This window comes from Cellvibrio sp. UBA7671 (assembly GCA_002483145.1).
GTDB classification, from domain to species: domain Bacteria; phylum Pseudomonadota; class Gammaproteobacteria; order Pseudomonadales; family Cellvibrionaceae; genus Cellvibrio; species Cellvibrio fibrivorans.
In genome coordinates this window covers 431,147-448,060 of sequence record DLHJ01000014.1, presented here as the reverse complement: position 1 = coordinate 448,060, position 16,914 = coordinate 431,147, and the positions used below count along the sequence as shown (strand labels likewise).

Genomic DNA, 16,914 nt, shown 5'->3' with positions numbered 1-16,914 from the left:
ACTGTCTAGTCCGCATCGGGGAGTTTAACTTGTGGAAAAAAGCGGGCAATTTTTTTGATCAGTTTGTCTTGCTCCAATGGTTTGACGACATAATCGTCTACACCGTCTTCAATCGCTGCGCGGATTTGTTTGGCTTCGGTCACTGCAGTGACCAGCATAAATACAGTACCCAGGTAGCGCTCTGCGGCGCGCATAGCAGTGTGCACATCCATGCCGGATTTAGTAGGCATATTCCAGTCGCAGAGTACCAGATCATAAATGGGGTTCGCGTCGTACATGGCGCCGATCGCCTTCAAACCATCGTTGGCAAAATCAATCTGATACATACCTGATGCGCGTAAAAATGCGTTAATCAGCTCGCATATCAACTGGTCATCATCTACAACCAGCACTCGGATTTGCCCTGGCAACAATTCCTGGCGACGGCCAAATGCTGCTTGGCGGATGGGAGATACTGCCTTGGCTGATATGTAATGATTGATCCGCTCGGTAATCGGTTCATCATAGGAGCGCAGCTTATCGCTCACTTTTTGTAAGGTGGATTCAATCAGTGGCAGGTCTTGCATCAGCTGCGCCTTGGCTTTCTCAATTTCTGCATTGTTCAGGTTTTTAGTTATCCAATCGCGCTTTTGCGCCAATGTTTTTCCAATCACCTGTAGTTCTTGTTTGGTAAACATAAAAAACCTTGTACTTGTAGAGATAATAAACTTCTTTCAATATAGTCCAGACTCGTCGCTTGGCTAGTTGAGTTCTTAATTACCGAAGGAAATAAGCGTGTCCAATATTGATGTATTCATCTCCCGGCTGGAACAGATACTTGATCGTGTTGAAGCGGTTTTACCTGTCCCCCCCCCCAAGGCTGATTGGAGTGCCAGCGCCTTTCGTTGGCGCACACAGGCAAATGGTGTTGGCTATTTGCAAGCAGTTAAGCATCCGCATCGTGTGAGCCTTGATGCGTTAAAAAATATAGAGCCTCAGAAGGCTTCAATTGTTCGTAACACCGCCCAATTTATGTCCGCTCGTGAAGCCAATAATGTGCTCTTGACTGGAGCGCGGGGTACTGGCAAATCTACTTTGATCAAGGCTGTGTGGAATGAGTTTGCAGGGCAGGGATTGAAAATCATCGAAGTAGATAAAACGGATTTGCTGCATTTGTCCGATATCGTCGATTTGGTCGGTGAGCGAACGGAAAAATTCATTATATTTTGCGATGATTTATCGTTCGAAGAGGGTGAGATTAGTTATAAAGCATTGAAATCCGTATTAGATGGCTCCATTGCAGCACCTACTGCCAACATGCTTTTCTACGCCACCAGCAACCGCCGTCACCTAATCCCTCAAAAGATGCGCGACAATCTGGATGTAAGCGATGAGGATGGCGAAGTGCGCCCTAGCGATAGCATTGAAGAGAAGGTATCACTCTCTGAGCGTTTTGGCCTTTGGTTGAGTTTCTATCCCTTCTCGCAAGATGATTATCTGGCTGCTGCCAACTATTGGGTAAGCCAATTGGGTGGCCAATGGAATAAGCAGGCCGAAAATGCCGCTTTGTTGTGGCACAGAACACGCGGTGCGCGGAGCGGGCGGGTGGCATGGCAGTTTGCACGGGATTTTGTCGGGCGCGACTGATCGAATTGAGTGGTTTTCGCGTTTATTGAAACTGCATTTACAGTTGACAGCATCTTACAGGGGGGAAGCCTACGCTCTCCCCTGATTATTTTTCCAGAAGACCATATTGATCAGGAGTTTATGATGCATACGGGACATTCCACGCTGCGCAAGACCACTGAGGCTAGATCATCAGGAGCAGCAACCGAATTATCGCCAACAAGCCCACGTTTATTCTCCCGCACATCATTGTTTGCCAGAACCCCCAATCTCCGCGATGGCGACGAAGTTAGCCTGCGCCGCGCCTTGCGCCATTATTTTTTGGATACTTTCACCACTTACGAATCACTGTTTGAATGCCTCGCTAACGATAAAGCCTTCTACACCAAACCCATTAGTTTGCGTCATCCACTGATTTTTTATTTTGGCCATACAGCGACATTTTTTGTTAATAAATTATTACTGACGCGCATGATCAGCGAGCGCATCAACCACCGCTTTGAATCTATGTTCGCTGTTGGTGTGGATGAAATGAGTTGGGATGATTTAAATGATGCGCACTACCAGTGGCCAACACCTGCAGAAGTAAAAGCTTATCGCGATCAGGTGCGCGCTCTGGTGTTGGATTTAATCGATAACGCGCCGCTGCAGACGCCGGTTGATTGGGAAAACCCCTGGTGGGCAATCATCATGGGAATTGAGCATGAGCGCATTCATCTTGAAACTTCTTCAGTACTAATCCGCCAACATAAATTGGAGTTCGTGAAAACTTCTCCGCACTGGCAACCGCTGCGTGAATCTGGTTTCGCTCCGAATAATAGCTTAGTGAAAGTTAGCGCTGGCCAAGTGCGTTTGGCTAAAGATAAAGCCGACCCGCATTATGGCTGGGACAATGAATACGGCGTTCATGAAGCGGAAGTAAACGCATTTGAAGCTGCTAAGTTTTTAGTCAGCAATCAGGAATTTTTACAATTTGTAGAAGCCGGTGGTTATTTGAATTCCCACAACTGGGAAGAAGAGGGTAAAGGCTGGCTCGCGTTTACCAAAGCCCAGCATCCAACATTCTGGGTTAAAAAAACCAACGGCTGGTATTTACGTTTAATGACCGAAGAAGTCGCCATGCCCTGGGATTGGCCAGCAGAAGTGAATTATCACGAGGCTAAAGCATTTTGTAACTGGAAAAAATCGGAAACCGGTTTGTCAGTGCGTTTACCTACAGAAGATGAGTGGTATCGTATTTACGATGAATCGGGAGTAAAAGAGGCGGGTGCAGAAAAATCTTCAGCCAATCTTCATCTCGATTATGCCGCATCATCTTGCCCGGTGAATAAATTCGCCCAAGGTGATTTTTACGATGTTGTCGGTAACGTTTGGCAATGGACTGAAACACCGATTTATCCTTTTGAAGGATTTGAAGTGCATCCGATTTATGATGACTTCACCACACCCACATTCGATGAGCGCCACAATTTAATTAAAGGTGGCTCATGGATTTCCTGCGGCAATGAAACATTGCGCTCATCGCGCTACGCATTCCGCCGTCATTTTTTCCAACACGCGGGTTTCCGCTATGTTGTTTCCGGAGATGTAAAACCCTTGCCTAGTTCCCATTATGAAACCGATAAATTAATGTCTGAGTACGCCGAGTTCCATTACGGCGATGAATATTTTGGCGTAGCCAATTTCTCTAAAGCCTTGGTTGATTTGGCGGTGCAAGAGTTGGGCGATAAACCCAAAGCAAAAGCGCTGGATTTAGGCTGTGCCTCCGGTCGCGCCACGTTTGAATTGGCGCGGTATTTTGATCACGTGAACGGCATTGATTTTTCTGCCCGTTTTATCGGCCAAGGTGTACAGCTCGCCAACAGCGAGACTCTGCGTTATACACTTGTCGATGAAGGTGAATTGGTTTCCTACAAATCCCGGTCACTTAACGATTTGGGTTTGAGTGAATTCAAAGAAAAAGTCGAATTCTCGCAAGGTGATGCGTGCAACCTTAAACCCCAATTTACCGGCTACGATTTTATTCTCGCCGCCAATTTAATTGATCGCCTCTACAGCCCTGCGAAATTCCTTAGCGGTATTCACGAGCGCCTGAATATCGGTGGTGTGCTTATGCTCACATCGCCCTACACCTGGCTGACTGACCACACTCCGCGTGAAGAATGGATCGGCGGCTTCAAAAAAGATGGCGAGAGTTTTACGACGTTAGATGGTTTGCAGGCGCATTTGAAAGCGCACTTCCGCTTAATCAAAGGTCCACATGAGGTGCCGTTTGTGATTCGGGAGACCAAGCGTAAATTTCAGCATACGGTTTCTGAGGTTACGTTTTGGGAGCGGATCAGTTAGTTGTAATCTATTGTAATCGTGTGTATAAACGGCGGAATGCACTATGTGCTTCCGCCGTTTTGATCTGCTAGATCGATAAATGCTGAGCTGTCATATCAAAAAATTTTAAAGGTATCTTGCAAATGGTATCCGGCTATAAAATCAGTGCCAACAAATCCGACCTGGATTTCAACGTTATCCACTCTTTTATTTCAAATACCTACTGGGCAAAAGGAATACCTGCTGAAACTATGCAGAAGGCAATCGATTATGCGATGTGCTTTGGGGTATTCACTGATCGAAATGAACAGGTTGGTTTTGCTCGGGTGATCACGGATACCGCAACCTTCGCCTATCTTTCAGATGTGTTTATTCTGGATGCTCATCGGGGCAAAGGTTTGAGTAAGTGGTTAATGGAGGAAATTGTTGCGCACCCGGATTTGCAAAATCTTCGGCGCTTTGTATTGGTTACTAAAGATGCTCACGGCTTATATGAGCAATTTGGGTTCGACGCTATTTCTCATCCGGACGATTACATGGAAAAATGGGAGCCTAATGTCTATCAATCCAAGTGATGGACGGTTTGTCTGGCATATTAAATTCTTACTGCTTCAAATAAGTTTATAAGTGGATTTTTATTCCAATAATATTAAGGAGATTATGTGAAATATATTGTCGTTTTAATTATGGTATTAGCCGCTTACGTTGCGGGTTACTTTACCGCAAAAGAGCCGGCAAGTAGTGTTGCTTCTGAAATAACATCTACTAAAAATTCTGAGTCGATAATTCAGCGTGATGATATTCCACAAAATATGGAAGAGTTTGCAGAAGTCGATCAAATTTCAGCATCTAAAAGCAATTCAGAAATGAAAGTGGATGCTGCTACCAATTTGCAATCGTCAACTGAATCAGCTCAAATTCCAAACACTCAGTCGACTCCAACTCCCGTTGGTACAAATAACGCTTCTGGTTCGGACAAGAAGCGACCCTTAACCGATGAACAAATCGATAAGCTCGTACCGGCTCCATTTAATCAATATCTAAAAGGTCATGACTCAGCATTGCTTGAAAAATATCGCAAGTTTTCTGAGCAAGAGAGCCCATCAAGTCAAGATAGCGATATTTCGAATAAAATTTCAGATGCTATTGCCAGTAATCCCTATTCGAAGTTTTTAAATATTGAGTCTTTTCAGTGCAAGGCCAACTTTTGTGAGATCCGGTTGTATGAAAGCAAGTCCGGTGTTTGGAGTTATATTCAGGCCGAGATGAGTTTACAGGATTGGTGGAAGTTCCAATCTAGCAGCGCCCATGGTTTTGATACGGGCAAAGAAAATGTTAGTGGTTGGTATGTGCTTTTGACGCGAGACTAATAGTTCGGGTTTTGCTGCTAAAGTAATTTCAAATTTAGACACGGAGACATTTTTATAAGAGCGATACAATTTTCGGTTGAGGTGACAAACCGAGGTGTGAAAATAATCGAAGGAGATGCGAATAATGACATTCTTAAAAATTACTGGTTGGCTGGTGTTTGCGGCGGCGCTTTTGCATCTGGCAATTATTGTTGGTGGCCCTGATTGGTATCGTTTTTTTGGCGCTGGCGAGCCTATGGCGATGATGAGCGAGCAGGGATTATGGTATCCCGCTATCGTAACTGCTTGTATCGCAGCAGTGCTATTTATATGGTCGCTCTATGCATTTTCTGGCGCTGGGTCAATTCGTCGGTTGCCATTATTAAAAACAGCTTTGCTGATAATAGGCATTATCTTTTTATTGCGTGGCTTATTGGCGGTGCCTTTGTTATTTTTTTCCGATTCGTCTTATATGGCGGAACTAAAAGAGAAAATGGTTTTTATGCTGGTTACATCTGTGATTTGCTTGTTTTTGGCGGTTGGTTATCTCAGAGCGGTTTGGCTGCTATATCGGCAGCGTGTTTGAGCATAAATAAAATTATCGGTCCTGTCGTGTGGCCACGTTGTAAAAATAATCGCTAAAGGTTTATTAATGGATTTTAATTTTGATCAAGAAATTCAGCGCGAAAATACCCACTCTGTAAAATTCGATGGGCGCCAACAATATTTCGGGACTACCGATGTGTCGCCGCTGTGGGTTGCCGATATGGATTTTGCGGTGCCTGAGTGTGTAACGCGGGCCTTGCAAGAACGTATCAATCATCCGGTATTTGGTTATACGCTTTACCCTGAAAGCATTTATCAATCGATTATTGATTGGTTCCAGCGCCGTCACCAATGGACGATTGAGCGGGAGTGGATTGTATTTGCACCGGGTGTTGTTCCATCGCTATTTGCGGCAGCTAAGGCTTTTGCTCAAGAGGGCGAGGGCGTGATTGTACAATCCCCCGTGTATTTTCCATTTTTTTCAGCAGTGACGACCAATAATCGCAAACTGATTAATAATCCGTTGCGTGAAATTAATGGCCGCTACGAAATGGATTTTGAACACCTTGAGCAGTGCGCGCAGCAGGGTGCAACATTATTGATGCTTTGCACACCGCACAATCCGGTGGGGCGCGTGTGGAGCGAAGCCGAATTACAACAAGTATTGGAGATTAGTCGTCGTTACGATTTAACGATCCTCTCCGATGATATCCACTGCGATCTGGTCTATTCCGGCGTTAAGCACACCATGCTTGGCCGCCTAGCACAGCCGGGCGATAAAATTATCACTACCATTGCACCTAATAAAAGTTTCAATATTCCCGGTTTGGGTTTGTCGGCGTTGGTAATTCCCAATGCAGCCGAACGCAATGCCATGAAACATATGTTTGAAACCCTGCATGTCGGTAATTACAACCCCTTGAGTATTGCGGCGTTTGAGGCCGCGTACCGCGAAGGTGATCATTGGTTGGATGCGTTGATGCAGTATCTGGAAACGACGCGGGATTTTGCCGCCGATTTTATCGCACGGGAAATTCCACAGATTAAATTGATAAAACCTGAAGCGACTTATTTGTTGTGGCTCGATTGCAGGGGATTGGGCATGGGCGATGCGCAACTGCGCGATTTTTTTGTACGTTCATGCAAAGTAGGTATGAATCCCGGTACGGTATTTGGTGAGGGCGGCAGCGGTTTTATGCGGATGAACATAGGTGCGCGTAGGGTAGTTATTATTAATGCTTTGAATAGTATTTTGAAAAATATTCCTTCAGGAGGCAATGAATTGTAAAATTGAGTAGTGCTTTTAATAAAATGGCATTGTAAATAATTATAATTAATAGGTGTCTGCGCTGATTGTTGTTTATGTTATTAAAATTAATGTTCAAAGATGAATGTAATATTTAAATAACATCAAGTGAATGAGTGTGATATTTATTGAGGTGTTAATTAGATGCTATTTATCAATTTTGGGCTAAAAACGCCCTTTTTTAAGCGCTATTCAACGACCATGGTTGTTGTGGCCGGGCTTGCTCTGAGTGCTTGTGGTGGTGGAAGCGATAGTGCGGGTACGACCAGTACAAGCTATGTTGGGCAAAGCTCCCGGGCTGTATCTTCGCTTATGGCTAGTAGTTCTATGTCATCGACAACTTCATCTCTGGTTTCCAGTGTTATCTCTGAAATTTTCAGTAGCGCTGCATCTTCTGAAAAAAATGTTGTAGAAATCCACTGGGTTACACCGAATCAGCGCGTGAATGGTGACTATATGGATATTGGTGAAATAGGTGGTTATGAGTTGCGCTATAAACGAGAAATTGATAACTATTTCACAAGCATTATTATTAATGATAAAGATGCGGCCACTTATTACTTAGATGACTTGCGCGGTGAATATGAGTTTAAAATTGCCGTATTTGATGTTGATGGTCTTTATAGTGAATTTGTTGAAGTTGAACGGATGTAATGACAGTTTTCCTACGTAGTCTACATTATTAATTCCCTTCATCGTCATTCGCCATCTTAATAGGCCACGTTGCGGCGGGCGATGGCTCGGGCAAACCAATCCAACAAGTATTGTCGGCAGTTTCCAGCTTGATGATCTGAATCAGGAAATTTCGGCCTCCCCGCTCAGCCGAGGAAGTCTCGCAAAAAAAAGGGGAAATCAAACGGCAGTTGTCGAGCTATCAGGCTTGATATAAGTGCTCGCCACGGGTGAGGGTTTGCCATTGGCTCGCCTAAACGCCTGTATTTCCACCATAGGCTATTTTCTGGTTGTTTTTTAATCGATATTGGGTGGAAGTTTTGCTTGCTTCAGGTACAATCCGCCCACTTTTTTAAGCCCCCCTCATTTGTACCAGCATTCTCACGAGACACTATGACTGTAAATACCTTCGACCCGTCGCAAACCACCACCCTGGATGCTCCCGCTAAGTCGCTCGCCAGCCAGTCGCTGATCGCCAGTAGCAAGGGAAATACCATTGGTTTTGTGTCGCTCGGCTGCCCCAAAAATCTAGTGGATTCCGAGCGAATCCTCACCCAGCTGCGCATGGAAGGCTACAACATTGTGCCCACCTACAACGATGCCGATATGGTGATTGTGAATACCTGCGGTTTTATTGATTCTGCGGTGCAGGAATCTTTGGGCGCGATTGGCGAGGCGTTGGCCGAAAACGGCAAAGTGCTGGTAACTGGTTGCCTGGGCGCCAAGAAAGACGAAATCATTCAGGTTCATCCAAATGTGTTGGGCATTACTGGCGCTCACGCTTATGAAGAGGTGTTGTCGCAAGTACATGAGCACTTGCCACCGAACCCAACTCACAACCCTTTTACTGATCTGGTGCCACCGCAAGGTATCAAGCTGACTCCTCGTCACTATGCTTATCTGAAAATTTCAGAAGGTTGCAACCACTCTTGTAGTTTCTGCATCATCCCCGATATGCGCGGCAAGCTGGTCAGCCGCCCGATAGGCCAGGTGCTGGGTGAAGCCGAGCGTTTGGTGAAAGCGGGTGTGAAAGAGCTGCTGGTGATCTCGCAAGATACATCGGCATACGGTGTTGATATCAAACACCGCACCGATTTCTGGGATGGCCGCCCGCTTAAGACCGATATGTATCAATTGGCCGCTGCACTGGGCGAATTGGGTGTTTGGGTGCGTTTGCATTATGTATATCCCTATCTCCACGTGGACAACGTCATGCCATTGATGGCAGCGGGCAAAGTGCTGCCATATCTGGATATCCCGTTCCAGCATGCCAGTCCGACCTTGCTGCGCAAAATGCGTCGCCCAGGTCAAGTTGAGAAAACACTGGAGCGTATTAAAAGCTGGCGCGAGCAAGTGCCTAACTTGACCATCCGCTCGACCTTTATTGTCGGCTTCCCCGGCGAAACAGAAGATGATTTCCAGCAATTGCTCGACTTCTTGCAGGAAGCGCAATTGGATCGCGTCGGCTGCTTCCAGTATTCGCCGGTTGAAGGTGCCAAGGCGAATGACTTGCCGGATCATGTGCCTGACGACATCAAACAAGAGCGTTACGATCGCTTTATGCAGTTGCAACAGCAAATTTCAACTGAGCGCCTGAAGCAAAAAGTAGGGCAGACCTTGCAGGTATTGATCGATGAAGTAGATGACGAAGGCGCAATTGGCCGCAGTTTTGCGGATGCTCCTGAGATTGACGGTTGCGTCTACCTGAATGGTGAAGAAAATGTAAAACCCGGTGATTTGGTCAACGTATTGATTGAGCACTCGGATGAATATGATCTTTGGGGTAGCAAGGTCTAAGTAGCATTGGATAAAGGTGCATCGTCTTTGATCGGAAAAATCCCCCATTTGCGCAAGCACTGGGGGATTTTTTTATGGTCTACTCTACACTGGTACAACATTTCTGGAGCTTTTTATGGCTGATGTCCAGCATTTACCCGATGAGCAGCGTTTTGTGATTGTGCACGAAGGTCGCGAAGCACTTTTGGCTTACCGCTTGTTTAATAATGGCGTTAAGGCGGCGATCGATTTTAATAGTACCTATGTGCCCCCGGAATTTCGCGGCAAGGGGTTTGCCGAAAAGTTGGTGCGCACCGGTATCAGGTGGGCAAAGGAGCAGGGTTATGAATTACATGCGAGCTGCTGGTATGCAGCAAAATTTATTCGATAAAAACGTAAAGGAATCCGTGTGAAAAAAAATAGCGGTTTTACCCTGATAGAAATGCTGGTGGTGATTGCCATTATCGCCATATTGGCAATGATCGCAATGCCATCACCCGACCCGACCATTGCGCGCAAGCAAGTGATAGAGTCAATGGAGTTAATTGAAGATTATAAAAAGCTCGTCGCTTTTTATCACAAGAGTACGCAGGTTTTTTTGAAAGACAATAAAGAAGCCGGAATTCCTGCTGCCGATAAATTGTTAGGTAATTATGTGGATCGCATCGATTATAAAGACGGCGCATTTCATATTCACTTTGGCAACAAGGCGCATCCCAATATAAAGGGGAAGACATTAAGTGTGCAGCCGATTACAGTGCAGGGGTCCCCTGAAAGCCCAATTTCCTGGATTTGTGGTAAAGCGGCAGTCCCGCTGAATATGAAAGCGGTTGGGGAGAATCGCACGGATTTGGAATTGAAAGACATGCCACTAAATTGTCGGATTTAATCGATGAAGAAATATTTGTTAGTTCTTATAGCGCTGGGTATTTTCTTTAATTGGAATAAGTTGCGTGATGAGTTTAGTCCTCCCCCCGATTTTTCTGCGCAGCATCCTGAAGGTGTGGTTTTATATGCGACTGATTGGTGCGGTTACTGTAAAAAAACGCGAGAATTTTTCAGGCAGCATAATGTTGCTTTTGTGGAATACGATATTGAGAAATCGACTGAGGGCAAGGCGCAATATGACCAACTGCGCAGCAGCGGGATTCCGCTAATCGTTATTCGCGGCGAAGTGTTGCGCGGCTATGATCCCAATGCAATGAAAGCGCTGCTCAAATTGTAATTCCAAGTGAGTTAATCAGTAAGTAAAAATCGGGAGTCGGGTGAGTAAATGATTAAATTACAAAAAGACAGTTCGGGTACTTATCGCCAGCGCATCAGTGTTGATGCACATGAATTATTCGCCGATGTAGATGACAGCATTGGCGGTGAAGATTCGGCGCCAGATCCACATGATTTATTGGATTCATCGCTTGCCGCTTGTACCGCGATTACGTTGAGTATGTATGCGAAGCGCCGCGGTATGCCGTTGGAAGGAATAAATATAGATATCGAACGGGATGACAGCAAAGAAAAAAGTGGTGAGTACAATCTCGCTTTAAATATCCACTTTGTGGGCAATTTAAGTGATGAGCAGAAACAACAATTGTTGGGTATTATTGAAAAATGTCCGATCCATAAATTGTTGTCCCATGCCACTATCAACATCACCTCGTATCATCAACCCTAATATTACTGGTTAGAGGAGATTCCAATGACTTTATTAATTCCTCCCCGCGTACAAGATATAGGTTTCACCGTAAAACGTTTATTGCCATCACGTTTACAGCAACGTGTTGGGCCCTTTATTTTTGTGGATCACATGGGGCCTGCGCATTTTGACGCGGGAACAACTGCTGGTGATGTGCGCCAGCATCCGCATATTGGATTGGCAACAGTCACCTATTTATTTTCTGGCGCGATGATGCATAAAGATAGTTTAGGTTTTCATCAGCGTATTGAACCGGGTGCGATTAATTTAATGACTGCGGGTAACGGAATAGTGCATTCCGAACGTTTGCCTGATGATGTGCGCGAAAAAAATACGAGCGTAGAGGGAATCCAGATTTGGTTGGCCTTGCCAACGGAGGTGGAAGATTGCGAGCCTTCGTTTGCACATTATCCTGCGGAAGTTATCCCTTCGATCAATCTACCGAACATGAGTGTCCAAGTGCTTATTGGTAAAGCATTTGATGTTGAATCACCAGTTAAAACTGCGAGTGTGACGACCTATCTTGATATTGCCCTTGGGGCTGATACGCAGTATTCGCCGGATTTTCCTCAGCAGGAATTGGCGATTTATGTTGTCTGGGGGAGTGTCACGGTAAATGGCGAGTTGGTGCCAGAATTTCATATGGCTGTACTGGATAAAGATTCGGTGATCGCTACAGTGAGCGGCGCAAATATTATGTTATTGGGTGGTGAACCTTTGGTAGGTGAGCGCTTTATTTTGTGGAATTTTGTTGCCTCATCCCGTGAAAAAGTACGAGCGGCTGGAGAGCGTTGGACGAATGGTGGTTTTGCGATGGTGCCGGGTGAAACTGATTGGATTCCATTGCCGACGATTAGTTAATGATGCCGCCATCTCGCTTTCAAGCTTCGTTTGAGAACAAGAAAATGCCCTGCATAAAGCTAAGAGTAAAATAAAAACGCCCGACATTATCGGGCGTTTTTATCTGCGAAAAAAGAAAAAAATTTACGAAATTGCTTTATCCACGATCACCTGGGCTTCCGCGATCAACTGCTGTAGATGTTCTTTTCCTTTAAAACTTTCCGCATAAATTTTATAAATCTCTTCAGTGCCCGATGGACGCGCCGCAAACCAACCATTTTTACTCATCACTTTAATGCCGCCAAAGCTGGCATTATTGCCCGGTGCATTTGTTAGGATGGTTTCGATTTTGTCGCCTGCTAATTCAGTGGACGTAATTTGCTCGGGTGATAACTTTGACAGCGCTTTTTTCTGCGCTGTATTGGCCGGTGCTTCTACGCGGGCTTCAGCTGCATGGCCAAATTCATCGGCAAGCAACTTATAGCACTCACCAGGGTCGCGGCCGGTTTTCGCTTTAATTTCTGCTGCGAGTAATGAAGGAATAATGCCATCTTTATCTGTTGTCCAGACGCTGCCATCAATACGCAGGAAAGAAGCGCCTGCACTTTCTTCACCGCCAAAGCCGAGTGATCCGTCAAATAAACCTGGCGCAAACCATTTAAATCCTACGGGTACTTCATATAAACGGCGGCCAATTTTTTTGGCGACTTTATCGATCATCGCACTGCTCACAACAGTTTTACCAATTGCGGTATCAGCGCGCCATTGCGGGCGATTTTGAAATAAATATTCAATCGCGACTGCGAGATAATGATTTGGCGGCAACAGGCCACAGCTAGGTGCAACTATGCCGTGACGGTCGTGATCGGCATCGCATGCGAAGGCGACATCAAATAAATTGCGACGCTCAACCATACCTTGCATGGTGTAAGCGGATGATGGATCCATGCGTATTTTTCCATCCCAATCCGCCGTCATAAATGAAAAGGTCTTATCGACAGCGGTGTTGAGTACTTTTAAATTTACTTGGTAGTGATCGGCAATAGCGCTCCAGTAATTAACGCCAGCGCCACCTAGAGGGTCTGCACCCATATGCACATTCGCGCCGCGAATCGCTTCCATATCCACCACGTTAATCAAATCTTTTACATAGTTGTGTACATAGTCGTGATAATGGGTGGTAGCTGATTTAATCGCCTGGTGGTAGTCCATGCGTTTTACATCGCGCAGATTATTTTCCAGTAATTCATTGGCGCGCGCTTGCATCCAATTGGTGATGTCGCTATCGGCTGGGCCACCATTGGGGGGGTTGTATTTAAAACCACCGTTATCGGGTGGGTTGTGCGATGGAGTAATGACGATGCCATCGGCCAAGCCAGAAGTGCGGCCACGGTTGTAGGTGAGGATTGCATGGGAAATTGCCGGAGTGGGTGTGTATTCACCATCTTTAGCGAGCATAATCTCAATGCCATTTGCAGCGAGCACTTCTACGGCGCTGATTTGCGCTGGCTCAGAGAGCGCGTGAGTGTCGATACCCACATAGAGTGGGCCGGTAATACCAGCTTGTTTGCGGTAGTCGCAAATCGCCTGGCTAATGGCCAGTACATGGTTTTCGTTGAAGCTGGTATTGAATGATGAGCCGCGATGGCCGGAAGTGCCGAAGCTGACCCGTTGTTCGGCAATGCCGACATCAGGCTTATTGGTGTAATAGGCATCGATAAGTTTGGGGAGATCTACCAGCAGGTCTGCGGGTAAGAGTTGGCCAGCCAAGGGGCTTGTAGACATAAAAACTCCTGAATTGTACGGATTAGCTGCTTGAAATGCGTTGCTGTCATTATGATGTTGTCAGAGTCTATAGTAGCGCGCTTTGATTTCACTTAACTACTTACTTGATTGTTCAATTATTCACTTAAATATTCACATAACCACTGATTCATCACGAGGGATAAATTATGCGTTGGAAACAAGGTCGTCGCAGTGACAATGTGGAAGATATGCGCAGCGCCAGTCCCGGCGCGATGGGGGCGATGGGTGGGGTGTCAGCGATAGCGCGGATTTTGCCTTTTCTGCTGCGCACGAAAACCGGCCGTGCTTTATTGATCATTGGTGTTTTGGTGTATTTTGGAGCCAAATTTTTGGGCTACGATCTGCTTCAGCTGGCCGCGCCACCAGGTTCATTAGATGTGAGTTCCCGGCAACTTTCCCCCAAAGATCAGGAGCTGGCAGAATTTGTATCGGTGATACTTGCGGATACTGAATCTACCTGGCATCTGGAATTCAAAAAGTTGGGGCTGACTTATCAAGAGCCAAAGCTGGTGTTATTTCGCAATGCGGTGAGCTCTGCTTGCGGCTACGCGCAATCGGCAATGGGGCCATTTTATTGCCCTGGCGATAACAAGCTTTATATCGATTTGGCTTTTTATGAGGATATGAAAAATAAGCTTGGCGCGCCCGGCGATTTTGCACAGGCTTATGTCATCGCCCACGAGGTTGGGCACCATGTGCAAACGTTATTGGGAACATCGGCGAAGGTGACACAGGCGCAACAGCAAATGTCAAAAGCGCAAGCGAATCAGCTCTCAGTAAAGTTAGAGCTACAGGCGGATTGTTATGCAGGAATTTGGGGACACTACGCTGATACCGAACGGCAAATGTTGGAAGATGGCGATATCGAAGAAGCCTTAAATGCCGCCTCGGCGATTGGTGATGATAAATTACAACAAGCCGGTGGAGCTGTGCGTCCTGAAAGTTTTACCCACGGTAGCTCAAAGCAGCGGATGGAGTGGTTTAAGCGCGGTTTTGAGCTGGGTAAAGTAGAGGCGTGTAATACCTTTAAATGAGATCTCTTAAGCTACCAGTTTTTTCGAACTGTCCATCACCAGGGTACGATAGGTTTGTATAAAGTCATCTGCATTGCGGAGGCAATTTGTACCATTATCAAAATGGTTCGCCCAGAGTTGCGCGAGCGCAGAAATGTCAGCGGGCTTGCTGGTGTCAATCTCACTGCGGCGATACAGCATCCAGGCCATACCGGTAGCGTAAGTTAAATTGCCCATCAACTCGCCGTGCGGATTCTTCAGGAATTGCTGTTGGCTGGCCAAGCCGCGCTGCTGGGAAGCCAATTCGGGAAACTGCACTAGATAGGTATCCCATAATTCCAGATGCTTTTCTGCGGTAATGCGATATAAACCCAAGCCTTTAGTTTGGGCACAATAACAATGTAATCCCAGTAAAGATTCTTGCGCAGCGGTGCCAAGCAACAAATTTTCGGCAACGTCTGAATATTCTCCCAGCCCCTGTAAGTAGGGTTTGATTATCAATTCGCGTAAATCACTTGCATAAATACCCATAACTACCTCAATGCGCCCCATTTTTGTCACAGCAGTGCCCCAAATTGTCAGTAGCTAAATGCTATCAGCCAATTTATGCACGGTTTCTGTTTCAGGTTGCGTCAAAAAAACTGTACATAAACTGTACATGATAGACACAGCATAAGTTGCGCCAACTTGCTGCAGGCTGAACGAGTCGAATAAACATCCTCGGCTATACTCGATTTAGTGGAAGTGCAATTGAGGAGGGAATTAGTGATGCGTATTGGTATCCCGAAAGAAATAAAATCCGGCGAAAATCGCGTTGCATTGACTCCCGCAGGTGCGGCCGAGTTACATCAGCGTGGGCACAGCGTTTACGTGATGCGCGGTGCAGGGCAGGCCGCTGGATTTAGCGATGAGCGCTATCAGCATGCCGGTGCGTTATTGCTCGATTCATTGGCAGATGTGTATGCCAGCGCCGATTTGATTGTCAAAGTCAAAGAGCCGCAACCCGAAGAATATGCGCTGCTCAGTGCCCGCCATCTGTTGTTCACTTATTTACACCTCGCGGCTAATCGCGCGCTAACTGATGCATTGCTTGCATCGGGTGCCAGTTGCATCGCGTATGAAACCTTGACTGATGCGCAGGGGCGTTTGCCGCTGTTGGCGCCCATGTCGGAAATTGCCGGGCGCATGGCGGTGCAGGCGGGGGCGCATCACCTTGAGATGGCGCAGGGTGGAAAAGGTATTTTATTAGGTGGAATTCCCGGCGTTGCACCGGCGAATGTGTTGATCCTCGGCGGTGGAGTGGTGGGTGCAAATGCCGCTGCTATGGCTGTTGGTATGGGGGCACAAGTGCGTATTCTGGATAAATCCATCGCACGTTTACGCCATTTGGATGAGCTGTGGCGTGGCCGTGTTGTATGTGAATATGCAGTGCAAGAGCGCATCGATACGCTGGCGCTCCAGTCAGACTTAATAATTGGTAGTGTGCTCAATGCTGGTGCCGGTGCCCCAAAACTATTGAGCCGCGCTCTGATCGCGCAGATGGAAAAGGGTAGTGTGTTGGTAGATGTGGCTATCGACCAAGGGGGATGTTTTGCAACCTCAAGACCCACTACACATCAACATCCAGCTTATATCGAAGAGGGTGTTGTGCATTATTGCGTTGCCAATATTCCCAGCGCAGTCGGTAGAACGGCGACCCTCGGTCTTACTAATGCGACCATCGCGTACGTCATTCGCTTGGCGGATGCGGGTATCGGGGCGTTACAAACGGATGCCGGTTTTCGTGGTGGATTGAATATTTATCGCGGCCAGCTTACTCATGCCGGGGTCGCTGAAACTTTTGGAATGCCGTTTAGTGAGACTGCATCGTTGTCGTTGGAAAGTGAATTTCCTTATAGAAAATAACACGATAGATTCGGCGCCACTGAAAATAGTGATCTATACTCACGCCAAGTTAAGTGTAGATTACCTGCCTCGGAGCAA

Annotated in this window: 18 protein-coding genes; 15 read left to right on the top strand and 3 right to left on the bottom strand. The window is 46.4% G+C overall.

What is annotated here, in order from left to right:
* Positions 1-5 precede the first annotated feature (5 nt).
* Positions 6-677 carry a response regulator gene (locus tag B4E62_RS13670; RefSeq protein WP_310070384.1) on the bottom strand — a complete coding sequence of 224 codons (672 nt, stop codon included), beginning with the start codon at positions 675-677 and terminating at the stop codon, positions 6-8.
* A 97-nt stretch (positions 678-774) separates the two neighbouring features.
* Between B4E62_RS13670 and B4E62_RS13665 the strand changes: the two genes are divergently transcribed.
* The 13 genes from B4E62_RS13665 to B4E62_RS13605 all read left to right on the top strand — a co-directional run bounded on the left by B4E62_RS13665 (position 775) and on the right by B4E62_RS13605 (position 12,133).
* Positions 775-1,626 (top strand): ATP-binding protein, encoded by an 852-nt coding sequence (locus tag B4E62_RS13665; RefSeq protein ID WP_331352426.1) that lies wholly within the window; start codon positions 775-777, stop codon positions 1,624-1,626.
* 120 nt (positions 1,627-1,746) lie between these two features.
* Complete coding sequence (ovoA, locus tag B4E62_RS13660; protein WP_331352425.1) at positions 1,747-3,951, top strand: 5-histidylcysteine sulfoxide synthase; 2,205 nt, start codon at positions 1,747-1,749, stop codon at positions 3,949-3,951.
* A gap of 122 nt (positions 3,952-4,073) precedes the next feature.
* The gene (locus tag B4E62_RS13655; protein ID WP_331352424.1) at positions 4,074-4,505 is read left to right on the top strand and encodes a GNAT family N-acetyltransferase; all 432 of its coding nucleotides are present in this window, start codon (positions 4,074-4,076) and stop codon (positions 4,503-4,505) included.
* An 87-nt stretch (positions 4,506-4,592) separates the two neighbouring features.
* Entirely contained in the window at positions 4,593-5,300 is a 708-nt protein-coding gene (locus B4E62_RS13650) for a hypothetical protein (protein WP_331352423.1), read from the top strand.
* Between the two features lie 124 nt (positions 5,301-5,424).
* Positions 5,425-5,865 (top strand): hypothetical protein, encoded by a 441-nt coding sequence (locus tag B4E62_RS13645; RefSeq protein WP_331352422.1) that lies wholly within the window; start codon positions 5,425-5,427, stop codon positions 5,863-5,865.
* A 66-nt stretch (positions 5,866-5,931) separates the two neighbouring features.
* The gene (locus tag B4E62_RS13640) at positions 5,932-7,113 is read left to right on the top strand and encodes a PatB family C-S lyase (RefSeq protein ID WP_331352421.1); all 1,182 of its coding nucleotides are present in this window, start codon (positions 5,932-5,934) and stop codon (positions 7,111-7,113) included.
* A gap of 162 nt (positions 7,114-7,275) precedes the next feature.
* Positions 7,276-7,785, top strand: coding sequence for a fibronectin type III domain-containing protein (locus B4E62_RS13635; RefSeq protein WP_331352420.1), 510 nt, complete (start codon positions 7,276-7,278; stop codon positions 7,783-7,785).
* A gap of 411 nt (positions 7,786-8,196) precedes the next feature.
* Positions 8,197-9,600 (top strand): 30S ribosomal protein S12 methylthiotransferase RimO, encoded by a 1,404-nt coding sequence (gene rimO, locus B4E62_RS13630; protein ID WP_310070405.1) that lies wholly within the window; start codon positions 8,197-8,199, stop codon positions 9,598-9,600.
* A gap of 115 nt (positions 9,601-9,715) precedes the next feature.
* Positions 9,716-9,970: a GNAT family N-acetyltransferase gene (locus B4E62_RS13625; protein ID WP_331352419.1), complete on the top strand. Its 255-nt coding sequence runs from the start codon at positions 9,716-9,718 to the stop codon at positions 9,968-9,970.
* 18 nt (positions 9,971-9,988) lie between these two features.
* The gene (locus B4E62_RS13620) at positions 9,989-10,468 is read left to right on the top strand and encodes a pilin (protein WP_310070410.1); all 480 of its coding nucleotides are present in this window, start codon (positions 9,989-9,991) and stop codon (positions 10,466-10,468) included.
* A 3-nt stretch (positions 10,469-10,471) separates the two neighbouring features.
* A complete protein-coding gene (locus B4E62_RS13615) occupies positions 10,472-10,804 on the top strand; it encodes a glutaredoxin domain-containing protein (protein WP_331352418.1) in 333 nt (110 codons plus the stop codon).
* Positions 10,805-10,852: 48 nt separating this feature from the next.
* Positions 10,853-11,251, top strand: coding sequence for an OsmC family protein (locus B4E62_RS13610; RefSeq protein ID WP_310070414.1), 399 nt, complete (start codon positions 10,853-10,855; stop codon positions 11,249-11,251).
* Between the two features lie 24 nt (positions 11,252-11,275).
* Positions 11,276-12,133: a pirin family protein gene (locus B4E62_RS13605; protein ID WP_331352417.1), complete on the top strand. Its 858-nt coding sequence runs from the start codon at positions 11,276-11,278 to the stop codon at positions 12,131-12,133.
* Positions 12,134-12,256: 123 nt separating this feature from the next.
* Here the strand turns inward: B4E62_RS13605 and pgm are convergent, their stop codons facing one another.
* Positions 12,257-13,897: a phosphoglucomutase (alpha-D-glucose-1,6-bisphosphate-dependent) gene (gene pgm / locus B4E62_RS13600; RefSeq protein WP_331352416.1), complete on the bottom strand. Its 1,641-nt coding sequence runs from the start codon at positions 13,895-13,897 to the stop codon at positions 12,257-12,259.
* Between the two features lie 167 nt (positions 13,898-14,064).
* Here pgm and ypfJ point away from each other — a divergent pair, with 167 nt between their 5' ends.
* Complete coding sequence (gene ypfJ, locus B4E62_RS13595) at positions 14,065-14,952, top strand: KPN_02809 family neutral zinc metallopeptidase (RefSeq protein ID WP_331352415.1); 888 nt, start codon at positions 14,065-14,067, stop codon at positions 14,950-14,952.
* Between the two features lie 6 nt (positions 14,953-14,958).
* Here ypfJ and B4E62_RS13590 read toward each other — a convergent pair whose 3' ends face one another.
* On the bottom strand, positions 14,959-15,462 hold the full coding sequence (locus tag B4E62_RS13590; protein WP_331352414.1) for a hypothetical protein: 504 nt from the start codon (positions 15,460-15,462) through the stop codon (positions 14,959-14,961).
* Positions 15,463-15,699: 237 nt separating this feature from the next.
* Here B4E62_RS13590 and ald point away from each other — a divergent pair, with 237 nt between their 5' ends.
* Entirely contained in the window at positions 15,700-16,836 is a 1,137-nt protein-coding gene (gene ald, locus B4E62_RS13585; RefSeq protein ID WP_331352413.1) for an alanine dehydrogenase, read from the top strand.
* Positions 16,837-16,914 lie beyond the last annotated feature (78 nt).